Source organism: Lentzea terrae, assembly GCF_003265345.1.
Taxonomy (GTDB): Bacteria; Actinomycetota; Actinomycetes; order Mycobacteriales; family Pseudonocardiaceae; genus Lentzea; species Lentzea terrae.
Window position 1 is genome coordinate 168479 of record NZ_QFWW01000020.1, and the last position, 17229, is coordinate 185707.

The following is a 17229-nucleotide window of genomic DNA, read 5'->3' on the forward strand; positions in this document are numbered from 1 at the left end:
TTCGACGGTCATGGTTTGAGGCGTTCCACGCCGTTCCATGCCCGTTCCACGCGACTGCTTTTCGGGAGCGCGTCAGGTTTGTTGCTTCGCGGCGACCTCGCGCAAGGTCGCGGCGATGAGGCGCATCGACGACGAGGCACCGGGGTTGAGCAGCACGTCCACGCCTTCCTCCGGAAGCACGCCGACGAGCTGTTTGAGGTCGACCTCCGCCCAGGCCTCGACGTCCTGCAAGCCTTCGTTCTCCGCGATGCGCCTGCTGTGCGCCGGCGCGGTCGCCGCGATCACGCACGGCACGTCGTCCGGTGACATCACCACCACAGGCGTGTTCTCGGCGTTCACGGCCAGCCCGAAGACCGACTCGGCCATCACGTCGAGCAGCTGGTCTGGCTCGGACTCACCGCGGATCACGAGCCGCAGCACGGCGTCCACCGGGTCGGTCGGCGAGTCCGGCGTCCTGGCCTCGTAGTCGGGGTTCGCGTGGAACCGGCTCGTCGCACCGTCCTCGGCCACGAACCAGCCGCCGAGCACGGCCTCGAGCGGCGGCTTCGCCTCGCCGTTCTCGGCCTGCCACGAAGGGTCGATCAGGAACACCCACTGGTCGCCCTCAAGACGAACCGGTGTCTCGTCGGTGGCGGATTCCGCCATCAGAGCCTCCACGTGCTCACTTTCATCGGCCATGTTCACTATTAAGGAACTCGCGCAGGCTTTTCGCACGCGCGGGCGGCGAGTCCTGAGCCTGGGGGGAATCACTCACCGGGCCGGGAGCCAGGTGGCGCCAACCCGGCGCGCCTGCCTCGCCTCCGAGCCACTGCGCCAGCGCGCGTTCCAGTTCCTGCGCCGCGCCGCTTTCGCCGGCCTGCCCGGTCAGCGCGGACACCACCAGGGGTCCGTCCTGGCCGAACGTGCTCGCCACCTCCAGCTGAATCGCCTGGAGCACCAGTGCGTGCAGCACCTCGCTCGTGCTGCCCAACGAGTGGAAGAGGTCGTCCTCGTCGGGCAGGTTCAGCGTGTCCAGCCGGTCGGCGAGCACATCGGGTCCAACCAGGTCGTCCACCATGCCCGCCGCGTCGAACTCGGGCTCCGCGACCGGCTCGGGCGGGAACCGACGCCAGACACCGCCGTTCTCCACACTCGTGCCCGCGGTCCCCTCGTCCAGCAGCAGGGTCGAGACCTCGGTCGTCGCCGCGTGCACGGGCTGTTCGACGCCGAACTCCCGGTCCATAGTGGCCTGGAAGTCGTGCGCGAGCCCACCGGGTCCCGCCACCAGCGCCGGGTAGCAGATGATCATCGTGAGCGCTTCCGCCTGGTTGCGCTGCATCGCGATGCGGAAGAACACCAGATCGCCCAGCAACCGGGCGAACGTCGCCCCGTCGACCTGCAACGCGGTGCCGTCCACCAGATGCACCAGCGCCGTCTGGTGCTGCGTGCCGTGCGTGGCGACGAAGAACGAGTTCTGCGGCCACGGCCTGGGCACGGCGTCCGGAGCCCCTGGATTGTCCGCAGGACGGTTGATCAGCGCGTAGTCGGCCTGCTCCCGGCTCCCCCACCGCAGGTCGTGCTGACGCAACTCCCCGTCGAGGAAGACCGCGCCTGTGACGGACCCGCGGTACTCGATCGGCACCACGTCGACCTGCGAACTGCGGAACCCGACCCGAACTCCCTGCCGGGTGCGCGCCAGCAACGCCACGTCGTCCACCACCGGCGAAACGTGCAGCTCCCGCCACCGCCCGCCGATCCTGGCCGCGGGCGTGTCCAGCGCGGCCCGGTCCACCTGTCGCGTGGGCCCGACCGCAGACTGCCGGTAACCGAACTCGCTCGCCAGCGTCGACTGGAAGTCCGCGGCCAGCCCACCCCTGCCCTTCACCCGGGACGCCTCGGACACCAGCATCCCGAACGTCTCGGGCTGGTTCGCCTCCACCGCCTCGCGGAAGAACTGGACGTCGTTCAACAGCCGGGCGAGGTTCGCACCGTCCAGCGCCACCGTCCGTCCGTCGTTCAACCGCACGCCCACCACCTGGGCGTTGCCGAGCCCCGACACGACGAACGTGTTCTGCGGCGCGGCCCCGCTGCGCACCCAGTTCTCGTCGCGCACGGCTTCTGGGCCTTGGAAGAAGGTGGCACCGACGACCCGGTTGCCGCGCACGAGCGGGGCGATCTGCGCCTCGGACGCTCGGAACGTCGTCGGCCGCCCCGTCGTGGTGTCGAGCCCTGCCACCGGGACGTCCGCCCGCACGGCATCGCGTGGCGCGGCCTGGGAGGGCTGGGCGTCCGGCGCGTGCACCGGCCCTGTCGGCCCGCTGTGCCGGAACTGGCCGCCGTCGAGGACGGCACGGCTCGACGAGTGGAATAGGTCGTCCTCGTCGGGCAGGTTCAGCGACTCGGTGGGGTCGTACGGACTCGACTCGCGCCGGTCGAACAGATCATCCGGCAGGTTCAACGACTCAGTCGGGTCATACGGCTCATCCCGCAGGGTCGACGGCTCGCGCCGGTCAAACAAGTCATCCGGCAAGTTCAACGACTCAGTCGGGTCATACGGCTCATCCCGCAAGCCCGACGGCTCGCGCCGGTCAAACAAGTCATCCGGCAAGTTCAACGACTCAGTCGGGTCATACGGCTCATCCCGCAAGCCCGACGGCTCCCGCCCGCCAAACAAGTCATCCGGCAAGTTCAACGACTCAGTCGGGTCATACGGCTCATCCCGCAAGCCCGACGACTCCCGCCCGCCAAACAAGTCATCCGGCAAGTTCAACGACTCAGTCGGGTCATACGGCTCATCGCGCAGGGTCGACGACTCCCGCCGGTCAAACAAGTCGTCCGGCAAGTTCAACGACTCAGTCGGGTCGTACTCATCAACGCGAGCAGGCCCCTCCGGCCCGACCAGGTCCTCCACCATGCCGGCCGCGTCGAACGCATCGCCCGACGGCGTGAACGGCGAAGTGGGCAGATCATCCAGCACGTCCTGCATCCCGAACGGATCCCTGGCCAACTCCGCGGGATCGAACGGACGTCCAGCTGCCGAGCCGAAGGGATCGGCGGGCAGCGCGGCCACCGGCAACGGCGGGAACCGGCGCCAGAAACCACCGTTCTCCACACTCGCGGCCGAGGTCCCGTCGTCCTGCGGCAGTGTGCCGACAATGTCCGTCGCCGCGTGCACCGGCTGCGCGTAACCGAACTCCCACTGCAGAGCGCGCTGGAAGTCGTGCGCGAGCCCGCCCGGTCCCGCCACCAGGGCCGGGTAGCAGATGATCATCGTGAGCGCTTCGGCCTGGTTGCGCTGCATCGCGTGGTGGAAGAACACCAGGTCGCCCAGCAGCCGGGCGAAGGTGGCGCCGTCGACGTACAGCGGCGTGCCGTCGTGCAGGTGCACCAGCGCGGTCTGCTGCGGCGAGCCGTGCGTCGCGACGTAGAACGAGTTCTGCGGCCACGGCCTGGGCACGGCGTCGGTGCCGGCTCCGCGCGCGTCGCCCGGGGCGCGGTTGATCAGCGCGTAGTCGGACTGCTCGCGGCTGCCCCACCTGAGGTCGTGGTCGCGCAACGGTCCGTCGAGGAACACCGCGCCGATGACCGAGCCGCGGTTCTCCATCGGGACCACGTCGATCTGCGACGAGCGGAACGTGACCGGGTTGCCCTGCTGGTCGAGCGCCGCCAGCGGCACGTCGTTGATCACCGGCAGGACCCGGACTTCCCGCCACGGGCTGCCGTCGGGCACGAGGGCACCGTCCAGCGCGGCGCGGTCCATCGGTCGCGTCGGACCCGCCGCCGACTGCCGGTAGCCGAACTCGTTCGCCAGCGTGGCCTGGAACTCCGCGGCCAGCCCGCCGGGACCGTTCACCGCGGCCGACTCGGACATCAGCAGCGCGAACGTCGGCGGCCGGTTGGCGTCCACCGCCGACCGGAAGAACTGGACGTCGTTCAGCATCCGGGCGAGACCGGGCCCGTCGAGCGACACCAGCCTGCCGTCGGCCAGCCACACGCCCGCGTTCCTCGCGTCGCTGGGGCCGGACACGAAGAACGTGTTCGCCGGCCAGGCCTGCGCCTGCGGGCTGCGCACCCAGCCTTCGTCGCGCACCGCCTCGCCGCCCGACCAGAACGTCGCGCCGACCACGCGGTTGTTGTTGTCCCGCAACGGGTTGATCTGCACGTCGGACGTGCGGAAGCCCACCGGCCCGCCGGTCGTGGTGTCGAACCCGGACAACGGGACGTCCGCCCGCACGGGGCTGAACGATCCCGCGGGTACCTGCTGGGCCACGGGCATGTGCGCGGCACGGGTGGTGTGGAAGGTGACGCCAGCACCAGAAGCACTGTGCTGGAACGCACTGCTGCCGGCACCAGAAGGCGCGCCGGGCGTGTAGGTGTGGCGACCGTCCGCGTCGACGTGGTGCGTGATGTGCACCGGTTTGCGTCCGGCCTTGCCCGTGAACGGCGCGTGCGTAGTGGTCGAGCCGTCCGGCTGGTGGATCACGATGTCGTTCTTCAGATCGGTCGCGATCAGCCGGGCTACCAGGTCGTCGGCGTGGCCCGCACGAGCGTTCTCGGCCGGGTCCGCGTCGTCGACCCGCGTGTGGTGCTGGATCAACGCGTTCACCAGGTGCCCGTGGTGTTCGTACGGGTGGTTCTGCACGAACGACGCGATCGCGGCCGCGGTCTTCGGCGGAGCTCCGGCGGCCGTCTCGATCACGCTCTTCCGCAGCCGGTCGGCGTGGGCGGGGTCGACCGCGCGGTAGAGGCTGCCGGGCGGCGCGGACGGCGCGGCCGGCAGGTGCTCATGCCTGATCAAGCCCAGTGCCCTGGCCATCGCCGTGCTCGTGTCCGAAGTGGCCAGGACGTGTGCGGCGACGGTCTTGTGCTCGCCCTGCACACCCGCGCTGACACCGGAGAACTCACCCTGCAACGGCGCGGAGATCGCCCGGTTCAGCGTGTTGTGGTCCCCACCGCCGAGATGAAGCACGTCCGAGGCCGGCACGGTCCACGCCGCGGCTATCTGCTGCGGCTCCCGGGCCTCGTGCTCCTTCTTCGAGAAGTCCTTGCGGTAGTCGGCCAGCTTGATGCCCTTCTTGGCCGCTCGGTCGGCCTGTGGGTTGTCCCCGCCGAAGAACCGGTTCACCACCGTCGTGAGGTCGAGGTGCGACTGCGGCAGCTTGCCGTCCTTCACCCACCCGAATGCCAGCCGCGACAGGTCGGTCTCGATCGCACCGCCGAGGAAGTCGGTCGTGAAAGCCGGGCCGCGCAACGGATGCCGGTTGTTCTGCGCCTCCACCCGCGCCCGCTCGACCACGGCATCGGGCTCCTCGCCGGGTCGCCCGAGCTTCTCGCCGTAGTGCTGGGTGAGCTCCTCGGCGTAGAGGGTGTTCATCGTCCGGCCCAGGTTGGTGTACTCGGCGGCGCCCTGTCCAAAACGGACAGTCGGGTCGGCCATGATCGCGACGGCGTCGACGAACAGGTTCGGTTCCGGCGTGTACGGCAGCAACTCGTGCGCACCCACTTGGCGGTCACGCGCCCGCATGTCCTCGTCGATCAGCCGTGCGAACTCCTCGGCGAACCCGGGATCCTCGACCTTGCCCCGCGCCTTCCGCACCGCCTCCTTTTCCTTGGCCGTCGCGTCCTGGCCGAGCTTCTGCTCCCAGCTGTCGATCTTCGCGGCGGTGTCGCGCACCAACGCCGCCCCGTCACCGACCCGGTAGCCACCGCTGATCATCAACGGCCGGCCGGCCCTGACGCCCTCGTCGGGCCCGCCCATCCGCAGCAGGTCGTTGACGTGTGTGAACACGTGTTCGCCGGTCCGGAGCGCACGCGACCCGGCGTCGAAGTCCTGCACCGCCAGGTACGGGTGCGTGCCCTGGCCGACCATGGCACCGACGGCCCAGCGGCCGGCCGGGCTGTCGATCGTCCGGTTCCGCATGTCGCCGTACGGGAAGCTCTTGGCGTCCCACACCAGCGGCACCAACGCGATCGGCTCGGCGCGGTCCCGCACGATCGGCGCCGCTTCCGCCAGCGCCTGGTGGAGCGCGGCTTCGTTGCCGGCCTTGGCGTTGACACCGAAGACGAACGCCACCTTGCCGTCGGCGTCCCTCGCGCCGTCCATCATGCCGTCCAGCACCGCCGGCAGGTCCTCGAGACCGCCGAATCCGACGATTGCCGTGACCACGAACGAGATCGGCTTGTTCTCCCGCACGCCCGCCTCGATCAGGTCGAGGTACTCCGCCTTGCCCGGCAGCCGCACCGGTCCGTGCGCCAGCCCGTCGAACGCCGCGTTGTGGACGACGTTCGCGGCGTCCAAAGAGGACAGTTCCACGCGCGGGCCCTGCAACACGACGTCCTCGTACCGCGTCCGCTTCGCGGGCTGCTCGTCGTCCGAGGAGGACCACTCGTCGCCGCTGTCGCTCGAGTCGTCGTCACGCGGGCGCTTGCCCAGCGTCTCCTGCTGGTGGGATGGACCGGCGCCGTCGTCACCGCGTGGCTCGTTGAAGAACTCGCCTTCCGCCCGGCGGGAAGCGGCGTCCTCGGACTCGGGCAGGGTGCGCCAGTCGCCGCCTTCGTGCAGGACGGTGCCGCTCTCTCCGCCTGAGGTGCGCAGCTCCAGGTCCGCGGTCGGGGCGTGCACAGGTCCGTCGAAGCCGAACTCGTCGGCGAGCGTCCGCCGGAACGACTCGGCCGTCGCACCGGTACCCGTCGTGGACGCGAGCAGCGTCACCGAGTCGCCGTTTCCGTCGCGTACGGCGCGCTGGAACGCCTCCGAGTTCGCGACCACCCGCGCGAAGTCGTCGGCGTTCACGTACCGGTGTGCGCCGTCGGCCGTCACGAGGAAGCCGTCGTCGCCGCTGACCGCGTCGACGAAGAACGTCCGGCTCGTCCACGGCGCGGGTCTGGTCGACACGTCGCCGATCTGCCGTGCGCCGTCGAGGCCGGTGTCGTCGCCGGGCACCCTTTCGCTGACGTCCCTGCCCGGCCCGGCGACCCAGTCCTGGGCCGCGCGCGGGTCGGGGTGGAACGACATGCCGACGACCCGGCCGTCCACCTCGAGCGGCGTCGCGTCGACCGTGTTGGGCGAGAACCAGCCGTGGGTCTCGGTGACCGGGTCCCAGCCCCGCATCGGCTCCAGCGGACCGTCCGGGAACGACCGCCACGCGCCGCCCTCGATCGCTGCGGTGACCGGCTGCAGGTGGCCGTGCGTCTCCGCCAGTGCGGCCTGGAAGTCGTGTGCGAGGCCGGCTCCGGTGCCGGATGCGACCAGGGTGAACCCGGTGACGCCCGCCGCCCGTGCGGGATCGGCCAGCACGTCGTTGAACGGCCGCGTGGCGGCCACGAGGTGCGCGAACTCCTCGCCGCCGAGCCGCAGGTGCGTCCCGTCCTGCAGCTGCACCCGCACCGCGTCCGGCGTCCCGTCCGCGGCGATGACGAACGAGTCTTCCCGCTGTTCGATGACCGGATGCGCGGACTCGTCGTGGAACGACACCCCGACCTGCCGGCCGTCCTGGTGCAGCGGCGCGGACCGCACGTCGTCCGCGTGCACCAGCCGCCTGTGTCCGGCGTCGTCGATGCCGGACACCATCGGCCCGTCGGGACTGTGCATGCTCCAGCCGCCGTCTTGCTTCGGCTCGAACACCGGTGTCCCGAACTCCCGGTGCACGGTGGCCGCGAAGTCAGCCGCGGGATTCGCCGTGACCAGCGCCTCCGGTCGCTCCTGCGCGACCGCGTCGCGGAACACCTGCGAACTCGCCGCGATCCGACCGAACGTGCTGCCGTCGACCGCGAGCGGCCCGTCCGGCGTGTGCACCACGAACCGGCCGTCGCCCGTCGGGTCCGCGTCGACGAAGAGCGTGCGGTCCGAACCGGGCGCTCTGTCCGGGATGTGCGCCTCGTCCGGCCGGAACGACACACCGATCGTGCGCCCGTCCCGCACGACCGGGGTGGCCTCGACCGAATCGGCGTCGAACGCACGGCGCCGTCCCTGCACATCCGTGCCCAACACCTGCGCGGGCCCGGACGACAACACCCGCCACTGCCCGCCGTCGGTGATGTAGGTGCCCCACGTGCCGGAGTTCGGGTCGGACGTCGAGCCCATGGGCTTGGTCGCCGCAACCACGGGCTGCCGCCGCCCGAACTGTCCCAGCGCCTGCTGAAGGTCGTGCGCGGCACCGCCGGGCGCGTCGATCTGCCCGACGTTGCACACCAGCAGGGTCAGCGCCTCGGGCCTGGCGCTGTCGAACGCCTTGCGGAACGGACGGAGATCGTTGAGCAGATGCCCGAAGTCCGTGCCGGAAACGTGCACCCACCGGCCGTCCTTGAGGTCGACACCGAAGGCGTTCGGGTACCCGTGCGTGCTGACGTAGAAGCTGCGCTCAGGCCACGGCGTGCGAACCGAGCGCGCCTGCCCCGCGGCGGCCGCACGCGAACTCTCCTCCGCGGTGCGCACCCCCTCGGGCAACAGAATCGTGCGCTCGCGGTGGGTCATCGTGCCGAGGTGGCCGTCGCCCTCGTTGCGGAGATCCTCGGAGAACGAGAGACCCACCGTGCCGCCGTCCCTGCCCTCGATCCGGCGGAACCGCACGTCTGCGCTCGTGAAGCTGATGTGCCGGCCAGTCGCCTGGTCGACGCCGGACAGCGTCACGCCCTCCACAGTCCGGCTGCGGTCGAAGCCGAGGAGGCTGCGCACCTGCCGCAGGAACGGGCGCTTCGGAGTCCTTTCCGGACGGTGCGGGGTGGTGCTGCTTTCGGCGGCTGCGGGGCGTGCGGCTGGTTCCGGCGTGCTTGATGGGCCCGGCTGGTTCGCCGACTCCGGCCGGCTCGCCGAATCGGGTTGGTTGGACGACTCGGGTTGGTTCGCCGACTCGGGCTGGTTGGACGACTCGGGCTGGTTGGACGACTCCTGCTGACCCGGCGTCTCCTGCTCGTCGGACGGTTCCCGCCGGCTGGGCGACTCCAGCGCATCCGCCGACTCCCGCTGGCTGGACGTTCGCTCGGTTTCCCGCTCCTGGAGCAGGAAATCGGCGAGCGTGGTGCCCCGGCGCGGCGCCTCACGGCCGGTCTCATCGGCCGACCGGGCGGACTCCGATGAGGTCGCCGACTCGTCGACCCGGCCCGGCACGTCCGCGAGCTCGGACTCCCGCGACGACGTCGAGTCCACCCGCGACGGTTCCGCCTCGGCACCACGACCGCTGTCAGCGACGGCCTGCGTGTCGCTCGCGCTCTCGCGTGCCGGCGACCGATCCCGACCACCAACGCCCGACTCGGACTCGACATCGCTCACCCGCGACGGCGACCCACCCTCACGCACCGGCGACGCATCACCACTGCCACGCCCGGACTCCACATCGCCCTCGCGTGCCGGCGACCGATCCCCACCACCAACACCCGACTCGGACTCGACATCGCTTGCCCGCGACGCCGACCCACTTTCGCTCTCACGCACCGGCGACCGCGTCCCATCACCATCCGACACGGTCCGCAGTCCGGCCGGCGCGGCAACCGCACGACCTTCCACGGCGGCGTCGTGTTCCCGCTCGGAACCGGCAGCGTCGAGCTCGTCCTCCTCCGGGATCGTCTCCAGCGGCTGACGCTCGTGCCCGTCGCGCATCCAGGCGGGTTCGTCCGCACGCGACGCGCCCGTCCCCTCCGCGGGGTCCTCCGCACGCGACGAGCCCGCCCCCTCCACGGCATCCCCAGCACGCGACGAGCCCGCCCCCTCCACGGCGTCCCCAGCACGCGATGAGCCCGCCCCCTCCGCAGGATCCAGCGCCGCCGCAGCCGGATCGTCGAGCCCAAGGCGCCGCAACCCCTCCCGGTTCGTCTCGATCAGCACCGGCCGGTCCGCCTCGGTCCGGATCGGCGCGCTCCACTCCCCCGGTGCGCGCGAGCTGCGGTAGCCGGGCGTGATCTCCCACGTGGGGGTCAGCCGCACCAGGTACCGGCGGTTCTCCGCACCGTCCTGAGTGGACGGGTCGTCCTTCTCCTTCGTCGTCGAGGACTCGCCCGCGACGGACCTCTCCCACTCCCGCTTCAACCCGACGTCGTGCACCGTCTCGCTGGGACGCTGGACGGTTCCCCTCAGCTGCGGTTCGTTGGCGGTGGACGACGAGGAGCCCTTGAGCTCGACCTTGGCCGAACGCGTGTACGCGGCCGTGCCCTTGTCGGTCACGGTCGGGGTGGCCGGCTTCTCCAGCACCTCGACCAGCTCGCGCTTGACGGTGTCCAGCGAGATCCGCACGTTCTTGACGCCGCCGCTGGACAACGGCACCTCGTGGCCGCCGGCGGACAGCAGTCCGCCGAGGTGCGCGCGCAGCATCGGCGAGGTCGTCGCCGCCTGCAGTTCGTGGATCGCGCGCGGCGACATCATCGGCCTGCCGTTGCCGCCGCCCGCCAGCGAGCGGATCGCGTCGTTGAGCTTCGGGGCGTCGAACGGGCGGACCACGGCGTCGTCGGACAGGCCGCGCTCGCGCCCTTCCTGGCCCTGCCAGTCCCGCAGCGAACCCTCGGCCTCGGACAGCGGCGGGCGCGGATCCCGACCAACCAATGAAACAGCTTCATCGACCGGCACAGACGACCGGACAGCGCCGCTCAGCTCGAACGTGCCCTCGAAGTGGTCGGCCATCCGGCGCGCGCCGGGCAGCAGTGATCGGTAGGCGCCCGAGCGCGCGTAGGAGTAGACCTCCATCTTGACCTTGAGGTCGTGCAGGAACTCGACGCTGTCGGCCTCGTTCGTGAACGTGACCTTCTCGCCGTGCTCCTGACCGATCTCGATCTCGCCCTTGCGGGTGTGCGCGAGCGCGCCGCCCTGCGTCAGGCCCCAGCCGAAGCCGCCCGGCCTGGCGCGACCGGCGGTGAAGCCGAGCCCGCCTTCCACGACCCAGCCGCGGTTGGTCTTCTTGCCGGACGAGTCCGTCGTCTTCAGCTCGACGTCGACCTTCTCGCCGGTGACGGTCCGGTGGTAGTGGCCGTCGCCCAGCTCGGCCGTCAGCACCACCAGCTGCTCGATCTTGCCGAGGGCGCGACGGCCCGGCAGGAAGATCGGCAGGCCGTTGCCGAGCATCTCCCGCAACGCCGCGTTGAAGTCCGCACCGACGAGCCGCGGGCCGAGCACGTCGGACACCAGCCGGTCGTTGACGGGCTCGAACTCGACCTGCCGCCTGCTCGGCCCGCCGACCAGCTGCCGCGCCAGGTCGACGAGCCCGGCCGGGCGCAGCGCCTCCGGCTGGTTCGTCCAGTCCGCCAGCCGTGACGCGATCTGGGCGAGCAGCTCCTTGCCCGACTCCGGCCGGTACACCTCGACGCGGCCGGTTCCCCTGCCCACGTCGGCCGGCGGGCGCAGGTCGTCGCGCTCCGGCTGCTCGTCGCGGGGCGCCGACTCCTCACCGGCGTCCCGTGCCGGTTCACCCGCGGTGCTGTCGGCCGCGTTCTCCCGGTGGTACAGGTCCGCCTCGGCCGGGTCGAGCTTGGCGAGGTCACCCTCGAGCAGCTCGCCGACGCGGTGGATCTCACTCGCGGGCACCCACACCGTGGCGGCGTCCGGCACGTGCACCCACTTCGTCTCCTCACGGACGGGCACCGGCCACTGGTGACCGAAGCCGGCGATGTCGTGCCACGTGTGCTGCGACCTGGTGTGCACCTTGTGCGTCGCGTCGAAGCTGACCAGGTAGCCGCGTTCGGACCGGGTCGCGGTCGCGGTCGACCGGACGGTGTCGCCCTGCGTGCCCTCCTTGCCCCAGAGATATCCGCCGCTCGCGTTGGCGACGACGGTGGGCGTCGCCTTGTCCGCGCCCACCGGGAACGAGTTGCCGAAGTCGACCCTCGCCTTGACGCCGTGGCTGTCCGTCTCCTTCCGCGTGACCCCGCTCCCGGTGACGTCGCCGGCCGAGAACTTGTGCGCGGCGTCGACGGCGACGATCCTCGGGTTCGCCAGCTCCGTCGCGAGTTCGACCCGCGCGGTCCGTTCCCGGTTCGCCACCGCGCCGGGCCGGTTGTGGCTCTTGAGCACGACGAAGTCCTCGCCCCGCGCCGCGCGTTCGAACCGCGCCGCGCGCGACGACGTGCTCGTGAACGCCTCCAGCGCGTTTCGAGCCGCGTTGCGCTCGTCGAGCTTGCCCTCCTGGCGACTCGCCGGCCCGAGACCCTTGTGCTCGTCGAAGCGGGCGGGGTGACTGCCGGACAACGGCGCCGTGACGTAGGTGAGCCAGCTCGCCTCCTTCGGGGCGTCGATCATCGACGCGACCGTGCCGAGCATCTCCGGCACCGGCTTGAGGGAGTCGAGCTCGACCCGCGGCGGCAGGTAGGCGCGCCGCTGATCTTGCAACTGCTGCGGTTCCCCGTCGTGCCAGTCGGGCGTGGTGTCGCCGGCCGGGGTGGCGCCGGCCGAGTCGTCCAGCGGCACCGGACGTTCGCTCGCGACCACCTCGATCTCGCTGCGGAACCGGTGAGCGGCCTCGGCGTGCATCGGCTCGCCGGGCTCGGCCCACCGCCCGCCGAAGCGGATCTCGAACTCGGCCGGGAACCGGACGCGGTGCAGCGGACGTTCGCTCGCCGTGCCCTGTTCGTGTCCGAGCTCGTGCTTGATCTGCTTGGCGTCCTTGAACGTTCCCTCGTAGCCGATGGTCACCGCGCCCGTGCGGGTGTACTCGTTCTTCTTCGCCAGCGTGCCGGACCCCGCGACACTCGCGGACACCTCGGTGCTCTTGCCGACCTCGATGCTGTCGCTGTGCTCGCCCCGGACCTTGCCCGTGCCGGTCTCGCTCTCCACCACGCCGGCGTACTTGGGCTGCGAAAGGTCCGGCCGGGCGCGCACGAACACGTCAGGTGCCGACCCGTGGATGGCCTTCAGCGGGAACCGCACCCCGTCGCCACCGCGCACGAGGTCGTGCGCGTGGTCCTCCAGGAACCGCCGGAAGCTCTGCTCGACCTCGGCCAGCTGCCCGGTCCGCACCAGACCGTCGGCCTCGAGCCGGTGGATCACCGCGCCGGTCAGGTGGGAGATGGTCTCCTCGGGAAGCCGGTGGTCGGCGTCCACCCGGTCCAGCACCCGCGAGGTGTCCACGCCGGGCGGCACGGCCGGTGACTCGTCCGCGGGGCGGGCGGCCGTGGTCTCACTGCCAGTGGCGGCGGCGTCGTGCGGTTTGCTCCACACCGTCGCCTTGCCGTCCACCTTGAGCACGGTGTCGGGCTCGTAGTGGCGCACCTTCGCGGGATCGACCGGTTTGGCCTTCCTGCCGTCGGAGTTCTCCGGCCGCGACATGTCGTGGTCGTCCGCGACGGAAGGCCTGCCCTCACCGCGTTCGCTGGTGGGTGTCTCCGCGCGGTGCTGACCGTCGCCGACGCGCACGACGAACTCGAACCGGACGTCCTGCCTGGTCACCGGGCCGGTGTAGGTGGAGGAGAACTCTTCGTGGACCGTTTGCGTGACGCGTGACTCGGTCGCGGTGCTGCGGTAGAAGCCCAGCGTGGGGCCGATGCCGCCGCCGGGGTTGACGCTCTTCTGGAAGGTGCCGATCTGCAGGCCGATGGCGCCACCGCGGCGGCGCGTCACCGTCTCACCGGAGCTGGTCTCGGCGTCGGCCTCGCGAGAGCGCGTGATGGTGCCGTCTGCCTGGCTGCCCGGATGCGTGGTCTTCGGCTCGGTGACCGAAACGATGATCTCCGTGCGTCCTTTGCGGCCGGGCAGGTTGAACGACGCGCGCTGCGGCTTGCCGCTGAGCAGTTCCGGTGCCGTCGCGGGAAGGGTGTGCAGCCAGTCCCGCAGCCCGCGCGCGCCCCTGGAGCTCGGAGGGAAGCCGCCCAGTTGCTTCTCCACCGCGTGGTAGATGTCGCCCAAACCGGCGAAGTCCGCGTGGACGACGTCCTGCGGGCGCTCCAGCCGTGTCGCGGCGGCGGCCTCGGGGGTCGCCGACCGAGTGGACTCCGGCCACACCAGCGTCACCGGCACCGACACGTTGTCGGTCTTCTTGACCGGCTGCAACGGCAGGAAGCTCGGCGTGCGCGGCTTGCGCGCGGTGATCGTGAACTGCACGTCGTGCTGCGCCTTCTCACCGGGCACAGCGCTCTGCTCGACCTTCGTCTCGCCCTTAGTGGTGCTCGTGAGCGTGATGTCGGAGCCGCGCGCGTTGAAGATCCCGCCGAACTTGAAGGTGAGCGCGGCGATCTTGAACGGGATCCGGAAGGTGCGCTCGCCAGTGGTGACCAGCGCCCGCGCGTTCGACAGGGTCGTCTTCTGCGGGTCGCGGCTGTGCGAACTGGAGAAGTCCGCCGTGGTGCGCGTCGGGCTGCTGGGCGGCGTACCGAGCGAGGTGACGTCGAGGCGGATCTGCGGAGCGCTGCGCCGCCGCGAGCCGAGGTCGACGATGAGCCCGCCGTCGACCGCGCGGTGGAAGTGCTTCTTCAGGTTGTCGTCGGAGAACTGCTGCTCGATGAGCGCCTTCAGAACCCGGTCGCTCCGGCTGTCCTTGAGGTTGAGCAGCCCGACGATCGCCTCCCGCACCGCCTTGCCGTCGATGTTCCCGTCCACCTTGGGCCGCTCGACCTTCGCCCGTTCGACGCGGTCCGCGGGCGTCGCGGGACCAGCCGGCGGGTTCGGCGGCTGCTGCTCGGGGGTCTGCGGCGTCGTGTCGGGCTGACGCTCCGGCGTGATCTCGCTGGCCTGCGCCGGTTGGCCGGGCTCCTCGGCGCGGCGGGCGCTCGGCGGGTTCACGGCGTCCAGCGGGCCGGGCACCAAAGAGGCGTGCTCAGGCGACGACGCTGGCCTGGCGCTCTGTGAGGCGGACGGGGTGGTCTGCGCAGTGGTTGTGGTGGTGGACGGAGTGGTCTGCGAGGTGGCCGTCCGACCTCGCTCGGACTGCTCCACAGGACGCGTTTCCGTGTCCGGCCTGCCCTGCGACGACGTCGCCACCTGCTCGGCACCGCTGCTCGTGGCAGCACGGCCGCCAGTGGTGACCGGGCGCTGCTGCACGTTCTGGCCCGCAGTGGAACGCTCCGGCCCGGACGACGTCGTGGGCCGCTGCTCGTCCACCCCCACGCGGTCGCCGCGGCTCGGCGACGCGGGCCGGTCCGCCGAGGTGGCCGGCCGGTCGGCCGCCTTCGGCCCATCCGTCGCGGCGGTGGACCGATCCGCCGCCTTCGGCGAGTCCGCCGACACGAGCGGACCGTCCACAGCCCTCGGCGCATCCGCGGCGGCCGGACGATCCACAACCTCCGGCGCATCCGCCGACCCAGCCCGACGCTCCGCAACCACCGGCACATCGCTGGCGGCAGTGGAACGATCCGTCGCCACCGGCACATCCGCCGAGGCGACAGACCGATCCACAACCCCTGGCGCATCCGTAGCAGCAGCGGAACGATCCACAACCTCCGGCACGTCCGCCGACCCAACCCGACGCTCCGCAACCACCGGCACATCGCTGGCAGCGGTGGAACGATCCGTCGCCACCGGCACATCCGCCGAGGCAGCAGACCGATCCACAACCCCTGGCGCATCCGTAGCAGCAGCGGAACGATCCACAACCTCCGGCACGTCCGCCGACCCAACCCGACGCTCCGCAACCACCGGCACATCGCTGGCGGCAGTGGAACGGTCCGCAGTCCTCGGCGCATCCGTCGAGGCAGCCGGACGATCCACAACCTCCGGCACATCCGTCGAGGCGGTGGAACGGTCCGCAACGTCCGGCGCATCCGCCGACGCGAGCGGACCATCCGCGGCTGGCGGCACAGCCGAACGATCCGCATCCCGCGACGCCGCCACACCATCCGCAGCCGACTCCTCACCCGTCGACGCGCCCGTGCGACCCTCGACCTCCTTCGACTGATCCGTCGAGGTGGCTCGGCGATCCACGGCATCCATCGACTGATCGCCGGCCGCCGTCCGGTCACCCCGCGCGGGCGCCATCTGCTCACCGACCTCGCGCGCCACCGACGACGGTCGGCCGCCGGCTTCGTCCGAGGCAGTCGCGCCGTCGCGAGACTGGGCCGGGGCAGTACCCACCTCGCCGGAACGCGTGGCCGACGAATCCGCTCCGGCCGAAGTGCCGTCGTCGGAGTGCTCCTGCGAGCGCCGCGAATCCACAGCGCCGTCAGGCTCGACCGTGCGAGCAGACCCGTCGCCGGCGGACCGGACGTCCTCCACCGGCGCATCGCCCGTCGTGGTCTCAGCCGACCTGCTCGGCGCCGCGCCGTCACCAGCCGTGGTGTCCCCTGCCCGAGGCGCATCGACCTGGCTCCGCCCGTCCAGCGCCGTCTTGACTTCCAGCGGAGTCCGGACGTCGTGTGGCTTGGACGCCTGCTCCTCCCCGACCGCCGATTCCCGCGCCCCGCCACCGGTCCGAGCCTGTTCGGTCGTGCGGTCCGCCGCGGTGTCGCCCGCGCCTGTGCGGCGGGGACTCGTCGACTCGGCGTTCCGATCGGAAGGCGGAGGCGTGTCCCCTCGGTCCGACGAGCCACGCGTCGGCTGCTCAACGGGCTTGTCCGCCGTCGGCGTGGCGTGCGAACTCCGCGACTCAGCCGTCCCCCCAACCGACTCACGGGCAGAAGTACCAGCCGACGCGCGTCCCTCGCTGGGCGACACGGGCTCGCCCGCGCCACGACCCGGCCTCGCGCCGGCGTCCACGGCTTGACCACGGGACTCCCCAGGCACAGCCTCACGCCCGGACTGCCCTTGCGATCCAGTGAGGTCGCTCCGCCCCGCAGGCGAGGAGGGGGTCGTCCGCACCTCAGGCGTCGAGCTCGTGGACGGACGCTCTGGCGACGCCCCAGACGAACGCTCAACCGACGAACCCTGCCCAGCACCACGCTCAACCGACGACACGCCCGACGGACGATCACCCGAAGCAACAGCAGGCCGCTCACCAGGCGACGCCCCGTGCCGCTGCTCCACCGACGACGGCCTCTCCGGCGACGTCACAGACGAACGCTCGACGGGAGACGCACTCATGACAGGACGCTCACCAGACGAAACCGGCCCAGCACCACGGTCAACCGACGACGTGCCCGATGGACGATCACCCGACGAAGCAGGAGCAGACCGCTCACCATGCAACGGCCCAAACCGTTGCTCCGACGAGGTACCAGCAGCCTGGCCGGACGAGCGCCCAGTCGACGACGCGGCAGACGACTGCTCACCCGACGTCACCCCATGCCGCTGCTCCGACGGCGCCAGTGACGGCGAGGGTGCCACCGACGACGGCCTCTCCGGCGACGTCACAGACGAACGCTCGACGGGAGACGCACTCATGACAGGACGCTCACCGGACGACGCCC

Annotated in this window: 2 protein-coding genes; both read right to left on the reverse strand. The window is 71.2% G+C overall.

The features are described from left to right. Window positions 1–72 precede the first annotated feature (72 nt). Window positions 73–678, reverse strand: coding sequence for a type VII secretion system-associated protein (locus DI276_RS22915; protein ID WP_112266604.1), 606 nt, complete (start codon window positions 676–678; stop codon window positions 73–75). Next, a complete protein-coding gene (locus tag DI276_RS22920) occupies window positions 668–15166 on the reverse strand; it encodes a hypothetical protein (protein ID WP_157984879.1) in 14499 nt (4832 codons plus the stop codon). The genes DI276_RS22915 and DI276_RS22920 overlap by 11 nt, the downstream gene beginning before the upstream one ends. Window positions 15167–17229: the final 2063 nt, after the last annotated feature.

What these genes read in the sequence shown, in the direction of transcription:
- DI276_RS22915 (WP_112266604.1), bottom strand. Translation starts at nt 678, where the DNA reads ATGGCCGATGAAAGTGAGCACGTGGAGGCTCTGATGGCGGAATCCGCC.